The following is a 24,503-nucleotide window of genomic DNA, read 5'->3' on the forward strand; positions in this document are numbered from 1 at the left end:
CCAGCAGGGAGAAAACGATGAACGAGTCCCCCGCCGTCAGCCGGAGCCGGTCCAAGCACAACATCACCAAAGAGAGACTGGCCGAGCGCGCCAGGTTCATCCGCAAGGAGACGGTGCGCCTCGCCCGGATCGCCGGGGCGGGGCATTATTCCAGCACTTTCTCCGCGGCGGAGCTGTTCTCCTCGCTCTACTACGGCCATCTCCGCATCGATCCCGCCCGGCCCGACTGGCCCGACCGGGACCGGTTCGTGCTCAGCAAGGGGCACGCCGCGATCGGGCTCTACCCGGTTCTGGCCGATCTCGGCTTCTTTGATCCGAAGCTTCTGGACGACTACACCCGCCTTGGCAGCCCCTTTGGCGATCACCCGGACATGAAGAAGATCGCCGGCGTCGATTTCAGCTCCGGCTCGCTCGGGCATGGGCTGTCGATCGCGGTCGGCATGGCGCTGGCCGCGCGCGTGAACGGGCGCGCCTACCGCGTCTACTGCATGATGGGCGACGCCGAACAGAACGAAGGGCAAATCTGGGAGGCGGCCATGGCCGCCGGCCATTTCAAGCTTCAGGGTCTTGTCGGCATCGTCGATCGCAACCGGCTCGGCATCGACGGCGACACCGAGGAGACCATGTCGATCGAACCCCTCGAAGATCGGTATCGCAGCTTCGGCTGGGAGGTCTCGCGCTTCGACGGGCATGATCTCGACGCCATCATGGCCCATCTCGACGCCCTCGCCCCGGCCGGGGTCGGCAAGCCGCAGATGCTGATCTGCGACACGGTGAAAGGGCGCGGCGTGAAGGCGATGGAGGGCAGCCTCAACTGGCATGTCGGCAATCTCGTCGGCAAGGATTACGACGCCGTGATGGAGGAGCTGGAGGCCGGCATCCAGCCGCAGGAGAGCGAAGGAGGCGCGCCGTGAGCGACCAGAGCGAAACTCAGGACCAGAGCGACATCTTCCGCGGCGTCTCGGACGACATCGCGCTCTCGGACTCCAGATCGGTCAAGGGAACGCCCGCCTCGCGCGCGCCGGCCTTCATCCTCGGAGAGGAACTGGCCGCGCTGGCGGACGTGGATCCGCGCATCACCGTCCTCACCGCCGATCTCGCCAGCGCGAACCGCGCCGTCGAGTTTCAGGCGCGCCATCCTGACCGGTTCTTCAATTTCGGCATCGCCGAGAAGAACATGCTGACCGCAGCCGCGGGCATGGCCTCCTGCGGGTTGATCCCCTTCGCCGCGACCTTCGCCTCCTTCTGCTCCATCCTCGGGGCGGAGCAGATACGGACCGATTGCGCCTATCCGAACATGCCGGTCCGCGCGATCGGCACCCATTCCGGCATCTCGATGGGGTTCTACGGCACCAGCCATCACGCGACCGAAGACCTCGCCATGATGCGGAGCATCTCCGGGCTCACGACGGTTTGCGCCACCGACGCCAATCTCCTCCGGGCGATCCTGCGAGCCTCTCTCGATCACCCCGGCGCGATGTATATCCGCCTCGGGCGCGGGCGCGACCCCGAGGTCTACCCGGAGGTCCCGACGGATTTCGCCTTTGGGAAGGCGATCCGCCTCCGCGAAGGCGCGGACCTCACCATCATCGCGACCGGAAGCCAGGTGAAACCCTCGCTCGACGCCGCGGAGGCGCTCGCCGAGAAGGGCCGCTCGGTTCGCGTCGTCGATATGCACACGGTGAAACCGCTGGACGAGGACGAGGTCCGCGCCGCCGCGGCCGAGACGGGCGCGATCCTGACCGTGGAGGAGCATAACGTGATCGGCGGCCTCGGCTCCGCCGTCGCCGAGGTGCTGGTCGATCAGCCGCGTCTGCCGTTCCGGCGGCTTGGTCTGCGCGATGAGTTCTCGCTCATCGGCCCGCCGGCCGCGCTCTACGCGCATTACGGGCTGGATGCGGATGGAATCGCGAAATCGGCCGGCGGGCTGATCGCAGAGGCTGCGAAAACCTGACCTTGAAGACAGGAAAACCAATGGGGAGATGCAAGATGACAAGAACCAACCGGATCGCGTCAAAGGCGACGACAAGCCGCGCCGCGCTCGCCGCGGCGCTTTTGGGCGCTCTCGCCGCGCCGGTCTTCGCCCCGGCGCCGGCTCTCGCCGCGGGCGAGGACACCATCGTCATCGCGCGGGACACCGACTTCAATTCGCTGGATCCGGCGCGGGCCTGGTGCGATTCCTGCCAGATCTACATGTCGTCGGTCTATGAGACGATGATCTCGGTGAACCCGAAGACCGGAGCCATCGAGCCGCGCCTCGCGACAAGCTGGGAGGTGAACGACGACCAGACGGAATTCACCTTCCATCTCGATCCGGACGCCGTCTTCAGCGACGGCAGCCCGGTCGAGGCGAAGGACCTGAAATGGACCATCGAGCGGCTCCGCGACCTGAAGGAGGGGCCGTCCTTCTTCGTCGGCGGGGTCGAGACGATCGAGACGCCGGACGCGCACACGCTGGTGATCCGGCTCAACGCGCCGGATTCGGAGTTCATGGCGAAAGCCAGCGCGCCCTATGTCGTCGCGATCAACAGCGATGTCGCGATCAAGGCGGGCGCGAGCGGCGACCCCACGACCGACCGGGCGGAGCCATGGTTCCTCCAGAACTCCGCCGGAAGCGGGCCTTATGTTCTCGAAAGCTACCGCCCCGACGACGAGTTGCGCCTCGCCCTCAACCCGCATCACAAGAGCGACAAGTCGCCGCTCCCCGTGGTCATCCGCGACGTCAAGGACGCGGTCGGCCAGGCGCAGATGCTGGAGAATGGCGGCGCCGACATCGCCATGCAGGTCGACACGATCACCGCGCAATCGGTGCGAAGCCCCGATGTCGTCTTCGATCTCGTGCCGTCCTACAACATGATCTATGTCGCGCTTTCACCGGGGGCGAAGGACAACGAGGTGCCGCTCACCCCGAAGATCCGCGAAGCCTTCGGCTATGCGCTGGATTACGAGGGAATCCTGGAATACGCGGTCGGCGGCGACGGCGACCTGCAGGCGTCCCCGATCCCGAACGGCTTCCCCGGAAGCAAGGATCTGCCCCTGCCCCATGAAGACCTCGACAAGGCGCGGGCGCTCCTCGCGGAGGCGGGCGTGCCGGACGGGTTCCCGCTCAAGGCCATCTACCCGGACTTCAATCTCTACGGCGTCGATCTCAACACGATGATGCAGAAGGTCCAGCAGGATCTCGCGCGGGTCGGCATCGAGGTCAGCCTGCAGCCCGTGACGTTCGCGGTCTGGGGCGAGGAGGTCAACGCCTCGGGCATTCCGCTCACCGCGCTCTTCTACGCGCCGGACTATTTCGGCTCCGGCCAGTATTTCAGCTACTTCACCATGACGCCGGACGCGCGCTGGTATCAGCGCGCCGGCGGCGACAAGGCCGAGGGGCTGAAAAACGAGCGCGAGCTGGAGCTGATGGCCGAATACGGCGCCGCCGGCCCGGACGACGTGACGCGCCTCGCGCATGAGCTCGGCCTCGAGATGATCAAGGACCGGATCATCTTTCCGCTGGTCAACCCGCGCCTGGTGCTCGGCTACCGCAAGGGCGTGACCGGCGTCGCCTATAGCGTCTGCTGCCAGATCGTGCTCGAGGATCTCGGGCGCGAGTGATGACCGGACTCTCTCCCAACACCGCATCCGGCCCCCGCTCGGGGCCGGGTGGCGACGGGTGAGCCCATGCTCCGCTATCTGATCCGGCGCCTTGCGATGATGCCCGTGCTCCTGCTTGGAGTCGCGACCATCGCCTTCATCCTGACGAACTTCACCAAGGGCGACCCGCTGCTCTCGCTGGTCAACGAACGCCAGCTCGGCAACCCCGAGGTGGTGGCGGCGGTGAAGGCGCGCTGGGGCTTGGACAAGAGCCTGCCGGAGCGCTACGGCATCTATATCTCCAATCTGGCGCAGGGCGATTTCGGCGTCTCGTTCCGCACCAAGCGGTCGGTCGGGCTCGACATCGCCGAGCGCCTGCCGGCGACGCTGGAGCTGGTGATCGCGGCGATGATTGTCGGAACCGGATTCGGCCTCCTTTTCGGCGTGCTGGCGGCGCATTACCGCAATCGGCCGCAGGATCACGCCGCGCGGCTCTTCGCGCTGATCGGCTCGTCGACGCCGGTGTTCTGGTCCGGGCTGATCCTGCTCTACCTCTTCTCGGTCAAGTTCGGCGTGCTGCCGGGGGCGGGCCGGCTCGGCGCGCGGGAGGCGGCGCCGCCGTTCGTCACCGGCATGTTCACGATCGACGCGCTGCTGGCGGGGAACTGGGCGCAGTTCCGCGAGGCGCTCTCGCACCTGATCCTGCCCGCCCTGGTGCTCGGCTGGGCGGTCACGGGCATCATCTCCCGGCTGGTCCGGGCCAGCATGCTCGACGTGCTGGCGCAGGATTATATCCTCACCGCCCGCTCCAAGGGGGCGAGCGAGACGCGGGTCCTGGTCAACCACGCGCTCCGCAACGCGATGATTCCGGCGTTGACGATCATCGGCTTCTCCTTCGCCTATCTCATCACCGGCGCGGTGCTGACGGAGACCGTGTTCTCGTGGCCGGGGATCGGCTCCTACGCCGTCGAATCCGCGCGCGCGCTGGATCACCCGGCGATCGTCGGCGTCACCCTGATCGGCGCCATCGCCTTTCTCCTGTCCAATCTTCTGACCGACATCGCCTATGCCTTCGCCAATCCGCGCATCCGCATCGCCTGAGATGAGGGAAGGATGACCGCGCCCGACGCCACGCTCCGCCTGCCGCGCCGCCCGGCCTGGATGACCGCGCCGGTGATCATCGGCGCCGTCATCGTTCTCGCCTGGTTCGCCATCGCCGCGACGGCGCCGCTCTGGGCGCCTTACGAGCCGCTCGCCATGGTCGGGCCGCGCCTCCGGCCGCCGAGCGCGGCGCATCTTCTCGGCACCGACACGCTCGGCCGCGACGTGCTGACCCGGACCCTTCATGGCGCGCGCTATTCGATCCCGATCGCGGTCGGCGTCGTCGCCTTCGCCGTCGCGATCGGCTCCACGCTCGGCGCGCTCGCCGGATTCTTCGGCGGGCTCGTCGACAGCGTCATCATGCGGACGGTGGACGTCACGCTCTCCTTCCCGCCGATCCTGCTGGCGATGGCGGTGGTCGCGTCGCTCGGGCCGGGGCTCGGCAACGCGGCGATCGCGATGGTCATCGTCTGGTGGCCGATCTATGCGCGGCTGATGCGCGCGCAGGTTCTGGAGGTGAAGGAGCGCGAACATGTCGAGGCCGCCGTCGCCGGCGGGGCCGGCCCGCTCCGGGTGCTCGGGCTGCATGTGCTTCCGCTCTGCTGGACGCCGATCCTGATCAACGCGACGATGGATTTCGGGCAGGTCGTGCTTCTGGCGGCGGGGCTCAGCTTCATCGGTCTCGGCGCGCTGCCGCCCACGCCGGAATGGGGCGCGATGATCTCCGACGGCGCGGTCCATTTCTATCAGTGGTGGATCGCGCTCGGGCCGGGGCTCGCGATTCTGACGGTGGTTCTCGGGTTCAACTTCCTCGGCGACGGCTTGCGCGACGTGCTCGACCCGAGAAGCGCATGACGAGCGAGAAGAGCGAGCCGCCGCTTCTGGAGGTGCGCGACCTTCGCGTCGCCTTCCCCGGCCCCGACGCGCCGCTGGAGGCGGTGCGCGGCGTCGATTTCACCATCGCCAAGGGCGAGGTGCACGGCGTCGTCGGCGAATCCGGCTCCGGCAAGAGCCTCTCGATGCTGGCGGTGATGGGGCTTCTGCCCGCCTCCGCCCGGGTGACGGGGAGCGTCCGCCTCGCGGGACGGGAGATTCTCGGGCTTTCGGGGCGGGAGATGCGGGCGATTCGCGGCGGGCGGATCGCCATGATCTTTCAGGATCCGCTGACGGCGCTCAATCCGGTCCTGCGCGTCGGCGCCCAGATCGAGGAGATGCTCCGCCTTCACAATCCGGGGATCGGCGGCGACGGCGCGCGGCGACGGACCGAAGAATTGCTCGACCTCGTCTCGATTCCGCAAGCGAAGCAGCGCGTGCGGCAATTCCCGCATGAATTCTCGGGGGGCATGCGCCAGCGGGTGATGATCGCGATGGCGGTGGCGAACGATCCCGATCTCCTGATCGCGGACGAGCCGACCACGGCGCTCGACGTCACGGTTCAGGCGCAGGTGCTGGAGGTGCTGGCCGATCTTCGGCGCGAGCTTGGCGTCGGCCTCGCGCTCATCACCCATGATCTCGGCGTCGTCGCCGGCGTCGCCGACACCGTATCGGTGATGTATTCGGGCCGGGTTGTGGAGCGCGGCCCGGTCGGCGCGCTCTTCGCCTCCTGCCGCCATCCCTATACGCGCGGCCTGCTCTCCTCCGTGCCGAAGCCGCTCGCCGGCGAAAGCCGGCTCCAATCCATCGAAGGGGCGCCGCCCTCGCTCCTCCGCCGGCCCGAGGGCTGCGCCTTCCGGCCACGCTGCCCGCTCGCGATGGAGGTCTGCGCGCGCATCGACCCCGACCTCGCGCCGGAGGGGGCGCTCGACACCGCTTGCCACGCCGTCGCTCAGGGGACGGGCGGCTCGGGCGTGATCGTCGACGGCGCCGCGCCCGATGCGCCCGAGGCCGCGCCAGGCGCCGGGACGCAGGCTGCGCCCATTCTCACGGTTCACAATCTCGTGAAGGATTTTCCGGTCCAGCGAAGCCTGGTGACCAGCCGCCCGACGGCCTTCGTCCGCGCCGTCTCCGACGTCTCCTTCGAAATCATGCCGGGGGAGACGCTTGGCCTCGTCGGCGAATCCGGCTGCGGAAAATCCACGCTCGGGCGCTGCGTGATGCGGCTGATCGAGCCGACCTCCGGCGACATCGCCTTCGAAGGGGCGGATCTTCTGGCCGCGCCGCGGAGCGAGCTGCGGGCGCTCCGCGCGCGGCTTCAGATCGTGTTTCAGGACCCTTTCGCCTCGCTTCATCCGCGGATGCGCGTCGGGCGCATCCTCCGCGAGCCGCTGATCCTCGCCGGCTGGCCGGAGGCGAAGCGCGCGCGGCGGGTGGCCGAGCTTCTGGATCTCGTGCGGCTGGATCCCGAACATGCCGAGCGCTATCCGCACGAACTCTCTGGCGGCCAGCGCCAGCGCGTCGGCATCGCCCGCGCGCTCGCGCTCGATCCGCGCCTGATCGTGCTGGACGAGCCGGTCTCCGCGCTGGACGTGTCCGTGCAGGCGGGGGTGCTGAACCTTCTGAAGGAGCTTCAGGCCCGGCTCGGCGTCGCCTTCCTCTTCGTCGCGCATGATCTTTCGGTGGTGCGGCATGTCTCCGACAGGGTGGCGGTGATGTATCTCGGAAAAATCGTCGAGATCGCCGACGCCGCGGCGCTCTACGCCGATCCGCTCCACCCCTATACGCAGGCGCTTCTCTCGGCGGCGCCGGTTCCCGAGCCGGAGAGGGAGCGGGCGCGGAGGCGGATCGTCCTCACCGGCGATATCCCGAACCCGATGGCGCCCCCCTCCGGCTGCCGCTTCCGCACCCGCTGCTGGAAGGCGCAAGCGATCTGCGCCGAGGAGGAGCCCCCCCTCCGCTCCCATGGCGCCGGGCGCTTCGCCGCCTGCCATTTTCCGGGCCGGAACGCGGCGCAGGACGAGGCTTGAGCCAGCGCCCGCGCGCCCGTGCGCCTCGCCGTCCTTGTCCCCCCGAGACGCTGAAGCGCCCGTCTCTCTCGCCGGGCCGGCGGCCCGGCCTCAGCGCCGCTCGTCCGCGGCCCAGTCGACGATCGCCGCCGCGATCGCCGCGGTGACCGCGTCCCGTACGTCCGGCGACAGCAGCCGCGCGCGGTCGGCCGCGCTCGACATGAAGCCAAGCTCGATCAACGCGGATGGAATGTCGGGCGCCTGCAGGACGCGAAACCCCGCCGATTGCAGGGCGCGCCCCTCCAGCACCGGCGCCACGTCGCGAAGCCCCGCGACCAGCCGCGCCGCCAGCCGCCGGGAGCGGACGTCGGTCCGGCGCCGCGCGAAATCGATAAGCACCTGCGCGACGTCAGGCGCAGCCTCATCGAGCGCGACGCCCCCCAACGCCTCCATGCGGTCATGCGCCCCGGCGAGCGCCGCCGCCACCCTGTCGGAGGCCCGCTCGCTCAGGACGTAGACCGAGGCGCCTGTCGCCTCCCCTGTCGCCAGCGCGTCCGCATGGAGCGAGATGAACACGCCCGCGCCCGCCCGCCGCGCGAGCGTCACGCGCTCCTTCAGCGTGAGGTATTCATCGCCCCACCGCGTCAGCGCCGCGTCGAATCCGGGATGCGCCACAACCGCCGCGGCCAGGGCGCGCGCGTAATCCAGAACCAGATCCTTCTCCGCGACCCCGCGCGAGATCGCCCCGGGGTCGGCGCCGCCATGCCCCGGATCGACGACGACCAGAAGATCGCCGGGCGCGGCGGGCTTTGGAGAGATGAACGAGGCCACCGGGCGCGCGGCCTCCGGCCAGCCGGCGAGCGCGGCGAAGGCTGCCGCGCTGGTCGGCTCAAGCGTCAGAATGAATCGCGCCCCGTCTTCGCTATCCGCCCCGTCTTCGTCACCAGCGCCATCGTCGCTCGCCACGGTGAACGCGCGCGCGACCCGCGCCGGGCGGAGCAGATCGACGACCAGCCGCGCGCCGCGCCCGGCCGCCCGCGCGCCGGGCCGCACCGCCTTGATGAGCCGCGCCCCCGGCGCCGGGCGCGACGGGGCCGAAACCCTGTCCAGCGCCGGGAAGTCGACAACGACGCGCCGCGGATGCTCCAGGGTGAAGATGCTGAACGGCGCGCGCTCCGCCAACCCGATTTCGACACGCTCCACCCGTCCGGGACCGGGCGAGCCGACCACCGCGGGCCTCCCATCGGCGGCGGCGAAAAGCGGCGACGCGACCATGATCGCCATGAGAGCCAGCCGCCACGCCGCGCCCCATCCGGTGTCTCTCCGGCCCCGCATTTCATGCTCCGCTCAGCACCCGTCGACATGGGCAGGTGAATTTCCCTTTGGACTTTCACGAAAACGATGATTATTGTCCACTGCGACATTGAGTGGGCTGCGCGATACGCGGCGCCCGCTCCGCGTCGCCTCGCTGAATTTCAGCTGGGGGCGAATGGATCGGCCAAAACCGCAACCGGCGGTTGCGCTGACCAGGCACTCCCTCTGGCGCACCCTGCGCCGCCCGAACACACCCGCGGCTCTCATGTCGCGAACTGGTTGAAAACATGAAGAGACAAACATTTGTAAGTTGTGGACACGCCCAGCCGGTTTCGGCGGCGGCCACGATTTCGATCCTGTCGTCTCTCTCACTCACAGGAAAGTCGGCGCGGCCGGGCGCATACGCGCGCCGCGCGCCGCCGCAGAAAGCTCAATGGCGAAAAAAATGCTTATCGACGCCACGCACCCGGAGGAGACTCGGGTCGTGGTCATGGACGGCGCCCGCATTGACGAATTCGATTTCGAATCGATCAACAAGCGGCAGCTCGCCGGAAATATCTATCTAGCCAAGGTCACGCGGGTCGAACCCTCGTTGCAGGCGGCTTTCGTCGAATATGGCGGAAACCGGCACGGCTTCCTCGCGTTCTCCGAGATTCATCCGGATTACTACCAGATCCCGGTCGCCGACCGCGAGGCGATCATCGCGGCCGAGGCCGCGGCCGACGCCTCCTCCAACGACGAAGACGCCGGCGACGCGAAGGAGCCGAAAAAGGCCCGCTCGCGCCGGACGCCCCGGCCACGCTCACGCCGCAGAAAGACGGATGACGAGGCGGCGCCCGCCGCCGGCGCGCCCGACGACGCGGAGACGACCGCCGCCGCCGAACCCGCCGCCGAGGACGCGGCCAACGACGCGCAGCCCGACGCGGACCCCTCGGACTCTTCGCCGCCGGCGGAAACCGCGCAGGCGGACGCGGCCGGCGGCGCTCCCGCCGCCGACGCGGCGGAGCGCGAAGACCACGCCGCGGACGACGACGACGAGCCGACGTCGATCGCGGAGGACGCGGGCGCGGACGCCGGCGAAAGCACGTCCGAGACCGTGATCGAGCGCGAGGACGCCAAGACCGGCGCCGCCGACAACGACGATAATGGCGACGACAATCGCGACGGCCGCCGCGCCAAGGCGGAGGTGGAATCGGTCGGCGCCGAGAAGATCGAGGATGAAATCCGGCCCCGCCGCCTCTCCGCGCATCGCTACAAGATTCAGGAGGTGGTCAAGGTCCGGCAGATCATGCTGGTCCAGGTCGTGAAGGAGGAGCGCGGCAACAAGGGCGCCGCGCTGACCACATATCTCTCGCTGGCCGGGCGGTATTGCGTCCTGATGCCCAACACCGCGCGAGGCGGCGGCATTTCGCGGAAGATCACCCAGGCGGCCGACCGCCAGAAGCTGAAGCAGATCGCCTCCGAAATGGAGGTGCCGAAAGGCATGGGCCTGATCATCCGCACGGCGGGCGCCAAGCGCACCAAGACCGAGATCAAGCGCGACTACGAATTCCTGCTCCGGCAATGGGATCAGATCCGCGAGTTCACCATGAACTCGATCGCGCCCGCGCTGATCTATGAGGAAGGCAGCCTGATCAAACGCTCGATCCGCGACCTCTACGGGCGCGACATCGACACGATCCTCGTCGAAGGCGAAGTCGCCTATCGCGAGGCCAAGGACTATATGAAAATGCTGCTGCCGAGCCACGCCAAGAACGTGCAGGCGCATCGCGAGCCGACGCCGCTCTTCTCCAAATTCCAGGTGGAGAGCCATCTCTCGGCGATGTTCAACCCGGTCGTGCAGTTGAAATCCGGCGGCTATCTCGTCATCGGCGTGACGGAGGCGCTCGTCGCCATCGACGTCAACTCCGGCCGCTCGACCCGCGAACATTCGATCGAAGAGACCGCGCTCAAGACCAATCTCGAGGCCGCCGACGAAGTTGCGCGCCAGCTTCGGCTGCGGGACCTCGCCGGCCTGATCGTCATCGACTTCATCGACATGGATGAAAACCGGAACAACCGGGCGGTCGAGAAGCGGATGAAGGAGCAACTGAAGGACGATCGGGCCCGGATCCAGATCGGCCGGATCAGCGCCTTCGGGCTGATGGAGATGTCGCGCCAGCGGCTTCACCCCGGCATGATCGAAGCGACGACCGCGCCCTGCTCCCACTGTCATGGCACCGGGATCGTCCGGTCGGCCGACAATGTGGCGCTCGCCATCCTGCGCGAAGCCGAGGAGGAGGGCGTCCACTCCAAGGTTCGGGAGATCAAGATCACGGCCCCGGTCGAGATCGCCAATTTCCTGATCAATCAGAAACGCGCCCATATCGCGCAGATCGAGGCGCGATATTCGATCGACCTCCTGATCGAGAGCGATCCGACCATGATCAGCCCCGATTACCGGCTGGACAAGGTGAAAGGGGTCAAGCCGACGCAGGATCAGGCGGAGACCTCACGCGCGATCACCGCCGAGACGGCCTTCAACGGCGCACAGCCGGCGACGGAGGACGAAGGAGAGCCTGCTGCGGGCGACGCGCCGCAGAAGGACGCGAACGGCCGCAACGCCAGCGATACGGAAGGCGAAGGCGAGAGCAAACGCCGTCGGCGCGGAAAGCGCGGCGGGCGGAAGAGGCGGCGGAACGGCGACGAGGCGTCGCACGCCGCCCCCGCCGGCGACGCGCGGCGGGAGACCGCCGCCGAGACGGACGGCGCCGGCGCCGAGGCGGAAAGCGCGCCAGCCGCAGAGCCGGCCGCGGAGGCTGAACCCGCGCGCGCCGAGAACGCCGCGCTTGGCGAGGTGATCGACACCCGCGCGCCATCGGACGCGGAGGAGACTCTCGTCGAGACGCCGGAGGAGCCCGCGCAGAAGCCGAAACGCAAGCGACCCGTCCCGCGCAAACGGAAGCCGGTGGAGGAGACGACCGCCGCCGAACCTGAAAAGGAAGAAAAGGAAGAAAAGGAACCCGTCGCGGCGGCGGAGCCCGCAGCGGAACCGGTGGAGAAGAAGAAGAAGCCGAAGCCGCGCACCCGAAAGCCGAAGGTCGCGGCGCCGGCGCCCGAGCCGACCGCGGCCGCGGACGCGGACGAGGGAGACGCGCCGGCGGCGACGCCCGCCGCGCCGGAGCCGACCCCCGTCGCGGCGCCGGAGCCCGCTCTGGCCGACACTGCGCCGGTGGAGGCCGCAGCCCCCGAGGCCGCAGCTCCCGAGGCCGACGCGCCAGCGGAGACCGAAAAGCCGAAACGGCGCGGCTGGTGGTCCTGAAGATCGCCAACGCCGGAATGGCTCGGCGCCGCCACGCGGCGTGAAATCTCACCAGAAAGGGCGGCGCGACGCGTCGCCCTTTCGCGCATTCGGCCCGCCCCGATCTTGCCGCCCGGCGGCTCCCGGCCTACACCCCGAGCATGCAGGCGGCTCTCGAACTTCTCAAATCCACATTCGGTTTCGACGCGTTCCGGCCCGGTCAGGCGGAAATCATCGAGGCGATCCTCGCCGGCGAGGATACGCTCGCGATCATGCCCACGGGCGGCGGCAAATCGCTCTGTTATCAGCTGCCGGCGCTCCGACGCGCGGGGCTGACGCTCGTCGTCTCGCCGCTCATCGCGCTGATGCGCGATCAGGTTCAGGCGCTCCGCCAGCTCGGCGTCGAGGCCGGCGCGCTCACCTCCGCGAACGATCAGGAGGAAACCGCGCGCGTTCTCGACTCCATCGACCGCGGCGCGTTGAAGCTGCTCTATCTCGCGCCGGAGCGGCTTTCCGCCTCCACGCCGCTTCTTCGCCGCGCGGGCGTCGCGCTTCTCGCGGTGGACGAGGCGCATTGCGTCAGCCAGTGGGGGCATGATTTCCGCCCGGATTATCTGAAGATCGGCGCGCTCCGCGCCGCGCTCGGCGAGCCGCAGGTCGCGGCCTTCACCGCGACCGCCGACGAGGAGACCCGGAGCGAGATCGCCGCGAAACTCTTCGCCGCGCCGCCGCGCATCTTTCTTCGCGGCTTCGACCGCCCGAACATCCACCTCGCCTTCGCGGCGAAGGATGGGCCGCGCCGGCAGATGATGGAGTTCGTGACCGCGCGGAAGGGCCGCTCCGGCATCGTCTACGCCGCCTCGCGCAACAAGACGGAGGTGCTGGCCGAGGCCCTCCGCGCGGCGGGGGTGCCCGCCCTGCCCTATCACGCCGGGCTCGCCCCCGAGGTCCGGATGGACCATCAGGATCGATTTCAGCGCGAAGACGGCGTCGTCATGTGCGCAACCATCGCCTTCGGCATGGGCGTCGACAAACCCGATATCCGCTTCGTCGTTCACGCCGATCTGCCGAAATCCATGGAAAGCTATTATCAGGAGATCGGCCGCGCCGGCCGCGACGGCGCGCCGGCGGAGACGCTGACCCTTTACGGGCTCGACGATATCCGCCTTCAGCGCCAGCGAATCGACGAGAGCCCGGCCCCCGACGAGCGCAAGCGCGCCGATCACGCCCGCCTCGGCGCGCTTCTCGCGCTGGCGGAGGCGCCGCGCTGCCGCCGGCAGATCCTGCTCTCCTATTTCGGCGAGGAGTCGGGGCCCTGCGGCAATTGCGACCTCTGCGCCAAGCCGCCCGCGCTTTTCGACGGCACCGAAGCCGCGCAAATGGCGCTTTCGGCCATCTACCGGACTGATGAGCGCTATGGGCAGGATCACATCATCGATGTGCTTAGAGGCGACGTCACCGAGAAAGCGGCCCGCGCCGGCCATGATCAACTCGCGGTCTTCGGCAAGGGCGCGGCATGGTCGAAGAACTGGTGGCGCGGGACGATGCGGCAGATCTACGCGCTCGGCCTCGTCAGGATCGACCCCGAACGCCATGGCGCCTGGCGGCTGACGGAGGCGGCGCGCCCGGTTCTTCGCGGCGAGCAACGGATCGAGATTCGCGAGGACGGCCTTCGCCCGCGAGGCAAGCGCTCCGACCGGCCCGCCCCGGCGACATTGGTCGCGCCTTCGGACGAGCCGCTTTTCTCGCGCCTTCGGACGCTCCGCGCGAAACTGGCGCATGAGCAGGGCGGCCCCGCCTATATCGTCTTCTCCGACAGGTCGCTGATCGACATGGCCACCCGAAAGCCCCGCAACCTCGATGAATTCGCCGCCTGCCACGGCGTCGGCGCGCAGAAGCTGGCGCGCTACGGCGCGATGTTTCTCGCCGCGATCAATCAGGAGGAGGAGGAGGCGCCGGCCCACCCCGCGCGCCTCCGGGCCGCGCTGAATGGCGACGGCGCGCTCTTCGAGGCGCTGCACGAGGCGCAGGTCGCGCTGGCGCGCGGGCCGGAGGGGCGGGACAAGCCGCTGAGCTGCGCGCGGCCGGTTCTGGCGCGGATCATCGAGGCGCGCCCCAAATCGCTTGACGCGCTCGCACGGATCAAGGGCGTCGGCCCGCAGAAGGCGGAGCGGTTCGGCGCCGTCTTTCTCTCGCTCATCGGCGGCGCGGAAGACTGATCCGCCGCGCCGGCCCGAAGCGGGACGCCCGGACACGTCCTCCACCAGGCCGCGAGATCGCGGCGGGTGCGCGGCTCGGGTCCAGCGCGTGAAGCCCCTCCCCTCCCGGTCGGCGCCGGCGGCGGCCCATCTTCCCATCTCCTCGGGAAATTCCGCCGACGGCCTTCACACCCCGCTTGCCGCCCCTCGCGCGGCGACCTAGTGTCCCCCCATGCGGATCGCGACATTCAACATAAACGGCGTCAAGGCGCGGCTTCCGGCGCTTCTCGAGTGGCTGGCGGACGCCGCGCCCGATGTCGCCCTGCTGCAGGAGATCAAGAGCGTCGACGACGCCTTCCCGCGCGAGCCGATCGAGGATCTCGGCTACAATGTCGAGACCCACGGACAGAAGGGTTTCAACGGCGTCGCCATCCTCTCCAAGCGGCCGATCGAGGATGTCGCGCGCGGCCTGCCCGGCGACGAGAGCGACGAGCAGGCGCGCTGGATCGAGGCGACGATATCGGGCGAGAGCGGCGCGGTCCGCGCCTGCTGTCTCTACCTGCCGAACGGCAATCCGGCGCCGGGGCCGAAATACGACTACAAGCTCGCCTGGATGGAACGCCTTCGGGCCCGGGCCGCGGAACTCGTCGCGGACGAGGAGACTGCGGTCATCGCCGGTGATTTCAACGTCATCCCGCAAGCGGAGGACGCGCATAACCCCGAGGCGTGGGCGGACGACGCGCTCTTCCTGCCGGAGACCCGCGCCGCCTGGCGCCGGCTGCTCGCGCTCGGCCTGACCGACGCGTTTCGCGCGCTGAACGCCGCGCCGCTGAACTACACGTTCTGGGATTATCAGGCCGGGGCCTGGCGCAAGAACAACGGCGTTCGCATCGATCACATTCTGCTCACGCCGCAGGCGGCGGATCGGTTGAGCGCCTGCGAGATCGACCGGAAGCCGCGCGGCGGGGAAAAACCCTCGGATCACACCCCGATCTGGGCGGATATCGACATATGAGCGCCGCCGCGCGCCAGGCCGAAAAATGAATGTCTCCGGACCCGCCGGCGGCGCGGGCGCGCCCGGCGGGCCTCAGACGTTGCCGGCGTGAAGCGCCGCGACGGCTTCGGCGAGGCGGGCGCGCATCGCCGACGGTTCATGCTCCTCGTCCCGCCGGCTGATCAACGTCATGACGACCATCCGTCCCTGGATCTCGGTGAAGGTTCGGCAAATGAGATCTCCCGCGAAGGCGGGGCCGAATTCGCTCCGGTCCTCGACGACGACGTAAAGCGCGCGCGGCCCGACCTCCATCTCCACCATCGACACATCGGCCGCATCGCCGCCATAGCCGAGCCCGACCAGCCCCGCCTGCGTGCGAAAGAACCGCTGCAACGTCGCAAAGTCGCTGGAGAGCGGCGTCTTCGAAACCGAAACGCTCAAGACGCCGCCAAGATCCGCCGGCGTCGCGCCCGGGCAGCGGGAGAAGATCAGAAACGCCATCTCCGGGCTCGTCTGCACCGAATCGCGCGGGATGCAGAGCCCGTCCGGCGGCGTCGCCCGCACCAGCCGCCCCGCGGCGTCGATCTCGACCAGATCCGGCGCGACGGAGACAACCTGAAGATAGTCGTCCGAAAGCGGCCGCGCGAGGCGGGAGGCGTCCGGGACGCCAGGCCCGGAGCCAGGCGCGCACGCCGCGAGCGCCAGAATCAAGGCCGCCTGCGCCGCCCGCCACATTGCCCTCGTCATCAGCCTCGCGCCTTTTTTCCTCGCCGGAAGATACAGACGGAGATGCGCGGCGCAAGCAATCCCCCCGCGACATGAATGCGGCGTTCGACTCGTTCGTCGCGCCGGCGCGGCCCCGCTCCGCGCTCTGGCGCCTGCTGGCCGGGCTGGCTCTGATTGCGGCGCTGCTTCTCGGAAGCGCCCTTCTGCTCTCCCTGGCCGCAAGGCGGCTGACCCCGCTCTCCTCCGCCGCCGGCGCCGCGACATTGAACACGCAGGCGGGCGCGCTTTTCGGGCTCGCGACCTTCATTCTCTGGTGGGTGGCGCTGGCGGCGGCGCTCCGGCTCCTGCACCGGCGGGGCCTCGGTTCGGTCCTCGGGCCGCGGCGCGCGGGGCGGCGCCGGAGGTTCCTTCTCGGCGTCGGGGCGGCCGGGGTCTTTTCCGGCCTCGGATTGCTTCTCGGCGCGGCGGTGTTCGCCGCGCCGGGCCCGAGCGGGCTCACGCCCGGCGCCTGGGCCTGGAGCGCGGCGGCGGCGGCGCCGCTGATCCTGATCCAGACCGGGGCGGAGGAGGCGCTCTTTCGCGGCTACGTCATGCAGCAACTCGCGGCGCGGTTCCGCTCGCCGCTGATCTGGGGCGCGGCGCCTTCGCTCGTCTTCGGGCTGCTGCACTGGAGCCCGGCCGAGGGGGCGGCGCTGGTGGCGGCGACCACCGCCTGTCTCGGCGGGGTGCTCGCCGCCGTCACCGTCCGAACCGGCGATCTTTTCGCCGCCTGGGGGCTCCATTTCGGCGTCAACATCGGCGCGATCCTGCTGGTCTCGCCTGCGGATTACTTCGCCGGGCTCGCGCTTTTCCACTGGCCCGACGGGGCGGACCTCGCCCGGCTGGCGTGGATCGACCTTGGCCTGGTGATCGCTCTCGCGCTGATCGTCCTCGGCCTCACCCGATCTCGGCGAGCCGAGTGAGCGCGGCGGAGAGTTTCGCCGCCGCGGCCTCCGCCGCCGCCAGCCGCTCCTTCTGCTCCTCGATCACGTCGTCCGGCGCCTTGGCGAGGAATTTCGGATTCGAGAGCTTCGCCTTGACCCCGCCGACCTCCTTCGCCGCCTTCTCCACCGCTTTTTGCAGCCGGGCGCGCTCCGCCGCGACGTCGATCACCCCCGCCAGCGGCAGCGCCAACACAGCGCCCGCGAGAGCCAGCGTCACCGCGCCCTTGCCCGCCGCGCCCGGCGCGATGCTCTCGACCCGCGCGAGGCGCCGGATCAGGGAGCCGTTCCGCTCGATCCAGAGGCGCGCATCCGCATCCGCCTCGACCAGGATCAGCGGCGGCTTCGCGCCCGGGTTCACGTTCAGCTCCGAACGGACCGAGCGGATCCGCTCGATCACGCTGATCACCCAGTCGATCTCGGCCGCCGCCGGCGCGTCGATCAGCTCCGCGCCGTAAACCGGCCAGTCGCCATGGACGAGCGGCTTGTCGCGCGCCGCCGTCGCCGCCCAGAGCGCCTCGGTCGCGAACGGCGCGATCGGGTGCAGCATCAACAGGATCTGATCGAGCGCCCACGCCATCGTCGCGCGGGTCTCGGCCGCGATTTCATCGTCGCCCTGAAGCAGCGGCTTGGAAAACTCGACATACCAGTCGCAGAACACCCGCCATGTATGGGTGTAGAGCGCGTTCGCGGCGTCGTTGAAGTGATACTCCTCCAGCGCCTTGTCCACCGCGAGCCGGGTCTTCGCCGTTTCGCCGACGATCCAGCGATTGAGCGGCTCGCTCGCGCCGGCCGGATCGAACCCGGGCGTCGGCGCGCAGCCGTTCATCTCCGCGAAGCGGGCCGCGTTCCAGAGCTTGGTGATGAAATTCCGCCCGCCCTCGACCGTGGATTCCGCGAGCCGGATCTGCCGGCGGCCCTGCGCCTCCTGGCTGGTCAGCGTGAAGCGCACGGCGTCGGCGCCGTAACGGTCGATCAGGTCCAGCGGGTCGATGACGTTGCCGACCGACTTGGACATCTTCTTGCCCTTGGCGTCGGTGACGATGGAGTTGATGTAGACGGTGTGGAACGGCACCTCGTCCAGAAACTCAAGCCCCATCATCATCATCCGGGCGACCCAGAAGAAGATGATGTCATTGCCGGTGATGAGGACGTCGGTCTTGTAATAGCGGGCGAGCTCCGGCGTTTCCTCGGGCCAGCCAAGGGTCGAGAAGGGCCAGAGCGCGGAGGAGAACCAGGTGTCGAGCACGTCGGGGTCGCGCGTCAGAGCCTTGCCCCCCGCGGCCGCGCGCGCCTCTTCTTCGGTCATCGCGCAATACTGCGCGCCCTCATCGTCATACCAGACCGGGATCTGGTGCCCCCACCAGAGCTGGCGGGAGATGCACCACGGCTCGATATTCTCCATCCAGTGGAAATAGGTCTTTTCCCAGTTCTCCGGCGCAAACCGCGTCCGCCCGTCCTTCACCGCCTCCAGCGCCGGAGCGGCCAGTTTTTCGGCGTCCACGAACCACTGATCGGTCAGCATCGGCTCGATCACCACCTTCGAGCGGTCGCCGAACGGTTGCATTATCTTCTTCGCCTCGACGAGGGGGATCGCGTTTCCATCCTCATCCTCGACCGTGACCGCCAGCCCTTCGGCGGTGATGTCGGCGATGACGCGCTTGCGCGCCTCGAACCTGTCGAGCCCGCGATACTCGTCGGGAACGAGGTTGATCGCGTCGATCTCCGCTTCGGAAAGCTGAGCGCCGGCGACGATCCCCTGCGCCTTCGCGGCCTCCTCGGCGTATGGCGCGCCGTCGGCGCGAAGCGCGCCCTTCGTGTCCATCAGCCGATAACAGGGAATGCCGTTCCGTTTCGCGACGCCGTAATCGTTGAAATCATGCGCGCCGGTGATCTTCACCGCGCCGGAGCCGAATTCCGGATCCGGATATTCGTCGGTGATGATCGGGATCAGACGGCGATGCGCCTTCGGCCCGACCGGGATCTCGCACAGCTTGCCGACGATGGGCGCGTAGCGCTCATCGGAGGGATGCACCGCGACGGCGCCGTCGCCCAGCATCGTCTCCGGCCGGGTGGTGGCGATGGAGATGTAATCGCGGATCTCGCGAAGCGTGACGGCGCCGTTCTCGTCCTTCTCGACATATTCGTAGGACTGGCCGTCCGCGAGCGGGTATTTGAAGTGCCACATGTGGCCGTCGACTTCGATATTCTCGACCTCGAGGTCGGAGATCGCCGTCTCGAAATGCGGATCCCAGTTCACCAGCCGCTTGCCGCGATAGATCAGGCCCTTGTCATAGAGCGTGACGAAGACCTTCAGCACCGCCTCGGACAGCCCCTCGTCCATCGTGAACCGGTTCCGGGACCAGTCGCAGGAGGCGCCGAGGCGTTTCAGCTGCTCGATGATCGCGCCGCCTGAGCGCTCCTTCCACTCCCAGACCCTCTCGATGAAGCGCGCGCGCCCCATGTCGCGGCGGCTCTCGGCGCCATCGGCGGCGAGCTGGCGCTCCACCACCATCTGCGTCGCGATGCCGGCGTGGTCCTGCCCCGGCTGCCAGAGCACGTCGAACCCCTGCATGCGCTTCCAGCGGATCAGGATATCCTGCAGCGTGTTGTTCAGCGCATGACCGATATGGAGCGAGCCGGTGACGTTGGGCGGCGGAATCACGATGCAGAAACTGTCGGCGCCCGGCTTCGCGTTGGCGCCGGCGGCGAACGCGTCGATGGCGGCCCACTCGGCGCTGATGCGGGGTTCGGCCGAGGCCGGGTCGAAGGTCTTTTCAAGAGGCATGGCGGTTTCCGCGATCGGATGATGTTTCGGCTCGCACGGTGCATAGCGCGCCGGCGCGCCCGAGGAAAGCGCCCCGCCCGCCGCCCCGCGCCTGCGGTCCCGCTCAGATCAGAGGTTCGTTTTCCGCCAGAGCGCGGCGCACTTCCTCCCGGATCACCGCCTTCACCTTGCGGCTGATCTCGACGCCGACCGGCCCCTTCAGCTCCTCGCGGATCACACGGCGGACGATGGCCTCCACCTCCGCGACCTCCATCTCCCCGACGCCGGAGCCGGGGAAGCCGCCCGCCCGGCGCATCGCGTCTGCGCCAAGCATCAGCGGCGCCAGATTGGAGGCCTCGCCGTGTCGTTCGCCATTATGTCGTTCGCCGTTCGCGCCCGTCCGGTCTTCCGGTCCGGCGCGCATCTTTTCGGTCAGCTCCAGCACGTCGACGGCGCTCTCCGCGCTCTCGCGCTCCGACTGGCGGCGCGCGCCCTCCTCGTCGGTCACGATCTTCCGGATTGAAGCGAGGATCTCGCTCATCGAACGTTCATCCTTCCCGCCGTCGTCGCTCATGGTTCCGCCTTCCGCCGTCGCGTCCATCAGGGGGAGATCGGGCGCTTCCATTCCGTCAGCTCATCGCGATTGAAGCCGAAGAGCTTGTGGCTCACCGTCTGGTAGTTCTCGTTGGGATCGTAAGGCGTGACGTCGACGCCCAGCCCCTTGGCCGTCAATCGGCCAATCGCCGCCAGAACCGCATAGGCCGCGACATATTCGTCCCGTTCCGACGCGACGACGATGGTGCGCGCGTTCAACAGCTCCTGCTCCGCATCGAGCACGTCAAGCGTGGTCCGCGCCCCGAGCTTCGCTTCCTCGGTGACGCCCTCAAAGGCGAGCCGGGACGCCTCGACCTGCTCGCGCGCCGCGCGGAGGGTGATGTGGGCGGTCTCCAGTTGGGTCCAGGCGTTCTCCACCCCCTCGCGGATTCCCCTCGAGGTCTCGTGGATCTGAGACATGCGCTGGCTTTGCACCGCCTGCGCGCGGCGAATGCCCGCATAGGCCGCGCCGCCCTGATAAAGCGGGATCGAGGCCTGCAGCTGAACCTGCGCCTCGGTCGTCCCGTTGGACCTCACCGAGTTCAGATCCTCGCCATAGCTGAGCGAACCGGAGAGCGCGACAGTCGGCAGGAGCGCGCCCTGCGCCGTCGCGATATCGCTTCGGGACTGCTCCTCATCGTAGCGCGCCGCGATGACCGCGGGATGATTGTCCAGCGCCTCGCGCACGGCCTCCGCCAGCGTCCGCGGCAGCGGCGGCACGGGCGGCGGCGGCGCCAGATCGCCCGGCGGCGCGCCGACGACACGCCCGTAGGCCTGGTATGACCGCGCGAGGTCCCCCTCGCGCACCGCCAGCGCCGAGCGCGACTGCGCAAGCCGCGCGCTGGCCTGGCTGACGTCGGTGCGCGTGACCTCGCCGACCGCGAACCGGTCTTCGGCGGCGCGAAGCTGCTCCGAGATCACCTTGACGTTGTTCTTGGCCAGCGTCACGAATTGCTGGTCCCGGCGCACGTCCATATAGCTGGTCACGACCTGCAGAAGCACGTTCTGCTCCGTGTCCGTCAGCCGGGAGCGCGCCGCGTCGACGCCGGACACCGCCGCATCGACCGAATTCCAGGTGCGGCCGCCGTCATAAAGCACCTGCGTCGCGTTCAGCCCGACCGAGCGCGGCTCCGTGCTCGAGCCCGAAGGCGCGCCGTTAATCGAGGTCCGGTCGACGCCGACCGTCGCGACGGCCGAGACATCCGGCAACATGCCTGCGCGCGCGATCGGCACGCTCTCGTCCACCGCGCGCACGCCCGCGCGCGCCGAGATCAGCGTCGGATTGGAAGCGTAAGCTGTTGCGAATGCTTGCTCCAGCGTGTCCGCCATCGCGCCGGCCGCCATCAGCGCGCCGAACGCCACAATCGCTATTCCGGTTGAATGTCGGCCCATAAGCCCATCGCCTCCAACGGCTTCTTGCCGCCACAAATTAGACGAATCAGGGCCAAACGCAACCCGTTTCGGCTCAGAGCGCGAATTCCTCCTCGGCTTCAAAGCCGGGAATGATCGCCGCCGCGGCGTCGAAAAGCCGCCGCGCCTGGAAACGGTCGCCGTCGCGGATATAGGCCATCGCCCGTCCGCTGGCGCCCTTCATCTCGATCGCGACGACGCGGCCGCCCTCTTTCACCTGCGTCAGCAGGGACATCGGCGGGCCGGAGACGCCGCCATTGATGAAGATCGCGTCGTAGGGGCCGTGCGCGGCGTCGCCCTCGGCCGGCTCCCCATGGCTGAGAATGGCGTTCTCCACCTCCTCCGCCGCGAGGATGTCGGCGGCCGCCGCGGCCAGCGCCTCGTCCGGTTCGATCGCGATCACGGCGGCGGCGATATCCGCGATGACGGCGGTTGAATAGCCAAGGCCGGGCGCCAGATCGAGCACCAGATGATCGGGCCCGATATGGGCCCCGTCGAGCAGCTTGGCGAAAACCCGCGGATCGAGCATCGCCCGCCCCGGCGCGAGCGGCAAAGCCGCTTCCGCATAGGCGGCGGCGCGGAGCGCAGGCGGCGCGTAGCGCTCGCGCGGGATCCGCAGCATCGCGCTGATGATCGGATAGCTGGTGACGTCCGACGGTCGGACCTGGCGGTCGACCATCGCGACCCGTAACTGCGCGAAATCGGTCATCGCGTACGCTCGCCTCTCTGGAGCCGCCCTTGCGTCGTGCGGCGCGGTTTCATCCACGGGGTCTATTGCCACAGGGCGCTCCAGCCCGCAACGGTGCGCGCTCCGGCCCGGTCGGGCGCGAATTCATCACGTGCGGTGATGGTCGCCATCATCACATCCGGGCTTCTCCGCGCCGGCAGCCGTGCTAAAGCACATCATATCCCTGTTCTGGAGTCTCCCATGCCTCTCGCCAATGGACGTCATTTCCTCGCCATCCCCGGCCCCTCCGTCATGCCGGACGAGGTTCTCCGGGCCATGCATCGGCCATCGGCGAACATTTACGAGGGCGCGCTGGTCGACATGACCTTCTCGATGATCCCGGATCTGCAACGGATCGCGCGGACGACGAACCGCGCGATGATCTTCATCGGCAACGGCCACGCCGGATGGGAGGCGGTGGTCACCAACACGCTCGATCCGGGGGAGAAGGCGCTGGTCCTCGAATCCGGCCGCTTCGCCGTCGGCTGGGGCGACATCGCCGCCGCGCATGGCGTCGAGATCGAGGTTCTGCATGCGCCCGAACGGCGCGGCGTCGACCCGCAAATGGTCGAGGAGCGCCTCCGCGCGGATCCGAACCATGAGATCAAGGCGATCCTGGTGGTGCAGATCGACACCGCTTCAGGCGTCTGGAACGACATCGCGGCGATACGGCGCGCCATCGACGCCGCCGGGCACCCGGCGCTCTTCATGGTCGACTGCATGGCCTCGCTCGGCTGCGTCCCCTACGAGATGGACGAATGGGGCGCCGACATCACCCTCGCCGGCTCGCAAAAGGGGTTGATGACCCCGCCCGGCCTCGCCTTCGTCTGGGCGTCGGAGAAAGCCTGGGCGAAAACCGGGACGCTGACCCGCGGCCGCGGCCATCTGGCGTGGGAGCCGCGCGCCGAGCCGGAGCGCTTCTATCAGCTCTTTCATGGCACCGCCCCGGTGCAGCATCTCTACGCGCTCCGGCAGGCGCTCGACATGCTCCTCGCCGAAGGGCTGGAGGCGGTCTGGGCGCGCCACGCCGCCCTCGCGAACGGCGTCCGCGCCGCGGTCAAGCACTGGGGCGAGGCCGGCCCGCTCGAATTGAACATCCTCGATGAGAACGCGCGCGCGAATTCGGTCACGACCATCCGCTCCGGCGCGCTCGACGCGAGCGCGCTTCGCCGGATCACCGAACAGAATCTCGGCGTGACGCTCGGCATCGGCCTTGGCGAGCTGGAGGGCTCGACCTTCCGGATCGGCCACATGGGCCACGTCAACGCGCCGATGATCCTCGGCACGCTCGGCTCGATCGAACTGGCGCTCGCCCATATGGGCGCGCCCTACGCCCCGGGCGGCGTGGAGGCGGCGATCGCCGCGATGAAGGACGGGGTGGCGTAGCGCGGCCATATCGTCCATCCGGAGGTGCGGCCCGCGGAGCGTAGAGCGCCGCCGCCGCTCCGACTCGTCAGGCCGCCTTTTCAAGGAGAAATGCAATGACCGCCCCGAAGCTGGAAGACTGGAGCCCCGAGCGGGTGAAAGCCGCGCTCGACAAGCGCGAAATCGTTCTGATCGACGTCCGCACGCCGCAGGAATATCTGCTGGAGCGCATCGAAGGCGCCCTCCTCGCGCCAATGTCCAGCTTCGAGGAGACGAGCTTGCCGACTCAGACCGACAAGCGGATCGTGCTTCACTGCGGCTCCGGCGTGCGGTCGCGGAAGGTCGGGGACGCCTGCCTCGCGGCGGGCGCGACGCGGATGGCCCACATGGAGGGCGGCTTCCGCGCATGGAAGGAAAAGAAGCTTCCCTATCTCGGGATCGACATGGTCACCGGCGCGCCAAAGAGGATGACGTCCTGACCGGCGCCCGTCCGGCGGGCTGACGCGTCGGGGCCGCGCCTGAACGGAGGCGCGGCCCCGACGCCGCGCGGCCGAACGTCAGCCGCCCAGTTCAAGCCCGGAGA

At 68.9% G+C, this 24,503-nt stretch carries 18 protein-coding genes; 12 read left to right on the plus strand and 6 right to left on the minus strand.

The annotated features are described in order from the left end of the window. The first annotated feature begins 17 nt into the window (after positions 1-17). The 6 genes from WG921_RS17335 to WG921_RS17360 all read left to right on the plus strand — a co-directional run bounded on the left by WG921_RS17335 (position 18) and on the right by WG921_RS17360 (position 7,586). Positions 18-914: a transketolase gene (locus tag WG921_RS17335; RefSeq protein ID WP_340110519.1), complete on the plus strand. Its 897-nt coding sequence runs from the start codon at positions 18-20 to the stop codon at positions 912-914. Further along, positions 911-1,954, plus strand: coding sequence for a transketolase family protein (locus tag WG921_RS17340; protein WP_340110520.1), 1,044 nt, complete (start codon positions 911-913; stop codon positions 1,952-1,954). The genes WG921_RS17335 and WG921_RS17340 overlap by 4 nt, the downstream gene beginning before the upstream one ends. Before the next feature lie 35 nt (positions 1,955-1,989). Next, positions 1,990-3,603: an ABC transporter substrate-binding protein gene (locus tag WG921_RS17345; RefSeq protein WP_340110521.1), complete on the plus strand. Its 1,614-nt coding sequence runs from the start codon at positions 1,990-1,992 to the stop codon at positions 3,601-3,603. 66 nt (positions 3,604-3,669) lie between these two features. Continuing rightward, on the plus strand, positions 3,670-4,683 hold the full coding sequence (locus tag WG921_RS17350) for an ABC transporter permease (protein ID WP_340110522.1): 1,014 nt from the start codon (positions 3,670-3,672) through the stop codon (positions 4,681-4,683). Positions 4,684-4,695: 12 nt separating this feature from the next. Then, entirely contained in the window at positions 4,696-5,538 is an 843-nt protein-coding gene (locus tag WG921_RS17355) for an ABC transporter permease (RefSeq protein ID WP_340110523.1), read from the plus strand. Beyond that, positions 5,535-7,586 (plus strand): ABC transporter ATP-binding protein, encoded by a 2,052-nt coding sequence (locus WG921_RS17360; protein WP_340110524.1) that lies wholly within the window; start codon positions 5,535-5,537, stop codon positions 7,584-7,586. Before WG921_RS17355 ends, WG921_RS17360 begins: the two co-directional genes overlap by 4 nt. A gap of 90 nt (positions 7,587-7,676) precedes the next feature. Here WG921_RS17360 and WG921_RS17365 read toward each other — a convergent pair whose 3' ends face one another. Continuing rightward, positions 7,677-8,900, minus strand: coding sequence for an N-acetylmuramoyl-L-alanine amidase family protein (locus tag WG921_RS17365; protein ID WP_340110525.1), 1,224 nt, complete (start codon positions 8,898-8,900; stop codon positions 7,677-7,679). Positions 8,901-9,312: 412 nt separating this feature from the next. Here WG921_RS17365 and WG921_RS17370 point away from each other — a divergent pair, with 412 nt between their 5' ends. The 3 genes from WG921_RS17370 (at position 9,313) to xth (ending at position 15,372) form a co-directional block, all read left to right on the plus strand. Then, complete coding sequence (locus WG921_RS17370) at positions 9,313-12,180, plus strand: ribonuclease E/G (RefSeq protein WP_340110526.1); 2,868 nt, start codon at positions 9,313-9,315, stop codon at positions 12,178-12,180. Positions 12,181-12,320: 140 nt separating this feature from the next. Next, positions 12,321-14,378, plus strand: coding sequence for a DNA helicase RecQ (gene recQ, locus WG921_RS17375; protein WP_340110527.1), 2,058 nt, complete (start codon positions 12,321-12,323; stop codon positions 14,376-14,378). Between the two features lie 211 nt (positions 14,379-14,589). Next, on the plus strand, positions 14,590-15,372 hold the full coding sequence (gene xth / locus WG921_RS17380) for an exodeoxyribonuclease III (protein ID WP_340110528.1): 783 nt from the start codon (positions 14,590-14,592) through the stop codon (positions 15,370-15,372). Between the two features lie 72 nt (positions 15,373-15,444). Here xth and WG921_RS17385 read toward each other — a convergent pair whose 3' ends face one another. Beyond that, positions 15,445-16,098 (minus strand): hypothetical protein, encoded by a 654-nt coding sequence (locus WG921_RS17385; RefSeq protein ID WP_340110529.1) that lies wholly within the window; start codon positions 16,096-16,098, stop codon positions 15,445-15,447. A gap of 71 nt (positions 16,099-16,169) precedes the next feature. On the opposite strand from WG921_RS17385, the gene WG921_RS17390 reads away from it, so the two are divergent. Beyond that, positions 16,170-17,039: a CPBP family intramembrane glutamic endopeptidase gene (locus WG921_RS17390; protein ID WP_340110530.1), complete on the plus strand. Its 870-nt coding sequence runs from the start codon at positions 16,170-16,172 to the stop codon at positions 17,037-17,039. Here the strand turns inward: WG921_RS17390 and WG921_RS17395 are convergent. The 4 genes from WG921_RS17395 to WG921_RS17410 form a co-directional block, all read right to left on the minus strand. Further along, positions 17,014-19,845, minus strand: coding sequence for a valine--tRNA ligase (locus WG921_RS17395; RefSeq protein WP_340110531.1), 2,832 nt, complete (start codon positions 19,843-19,845; stop codon positions 17,014-17,016). The two genes, WG921_RS17390 and WG921_RS17395, sit on opposite strands and share 26 nt — an antisense overlap. Before the next feature lie 103 nt (positions 19,846-19,948). Beyond that, positions 19,949-20,449: a hypothetical protein gene (locus tag WG921_RS17400; protein ID WP_340110538.1), complete on the minus strand. Its 501-nt coding sequence runs from the start codon at positions 20,447-20,449 to the stop codon at positions 19,949-19,951. Beyond that, positions 20,425-21,810, minus strand: a complete 1,386-nt coding sequence (locus tag WG921_RS17405; protein ID WP_340110532.1) for a TolC family outer membrane protein — start codon at positions 21,808-21,810, stop codon at positions 20,425-20,427. Before WG921_RS17405 ends, WG921_RS17400 begins: the two co-directional genes overlap by 25 nt. A gap of 73 nt (positions 21,811-21,883) precedes the next feature. Beyond that, complete coding sequence (locus WG921_RS17410) at positions 21,884-22,537, minus strand: protein-L-isoaspartate O-methyltransferase family protein (protein WP_340110533.1); 654 nt, start codon at positions 22,535-22,537, stop codon at positions 21,884-21,886. A 219-nt stretch (positions 22,538-22,756) separates the two neighbouring features. Between WG921_RS17410 and WG921_RS17415 the strand changes: the two genes are divergently transcribed. Together WG921_RS17415 and WG921_RS17420 are read left to right on the plus strand one after the other, a co-directional pair. After that, complete coding sequence (locus WG921_RS17415) at positions 22,757-23,941, plus strand: pyridoxal-phosphate-dependent aminotransferase family protein (RefSeq protein WP_340110534.1); 1,185 nt, start codon at positions 22,757-22,759, stop codon at positions 23,939-23,941. 95 nt (positions 23,942-24,036) lie between these two features. Then, positions 24,037-24,399, plus strand: coding sequence for a rhodanese-like domain-containing protein (locus tag WG921_RS17420; protein WP_340110535.1), 363 nt, complete (start codon positions 24,037-24,039; stop codon positions 24,397-24,399). Positions 24,400-24,503 lie beyond the last annotated feature (104 nt).

This window comes from Paludibacillus litoralis, assembly GCF_037646705.1.
Taxonomy (GTDB): domain Bacteria; phylum Pseudomonadota; class Alphaproteobacteria; order Rhodobacterales; family Rhodobacteraceae; genus Pikeienuella; species Pikeienuella litoralis.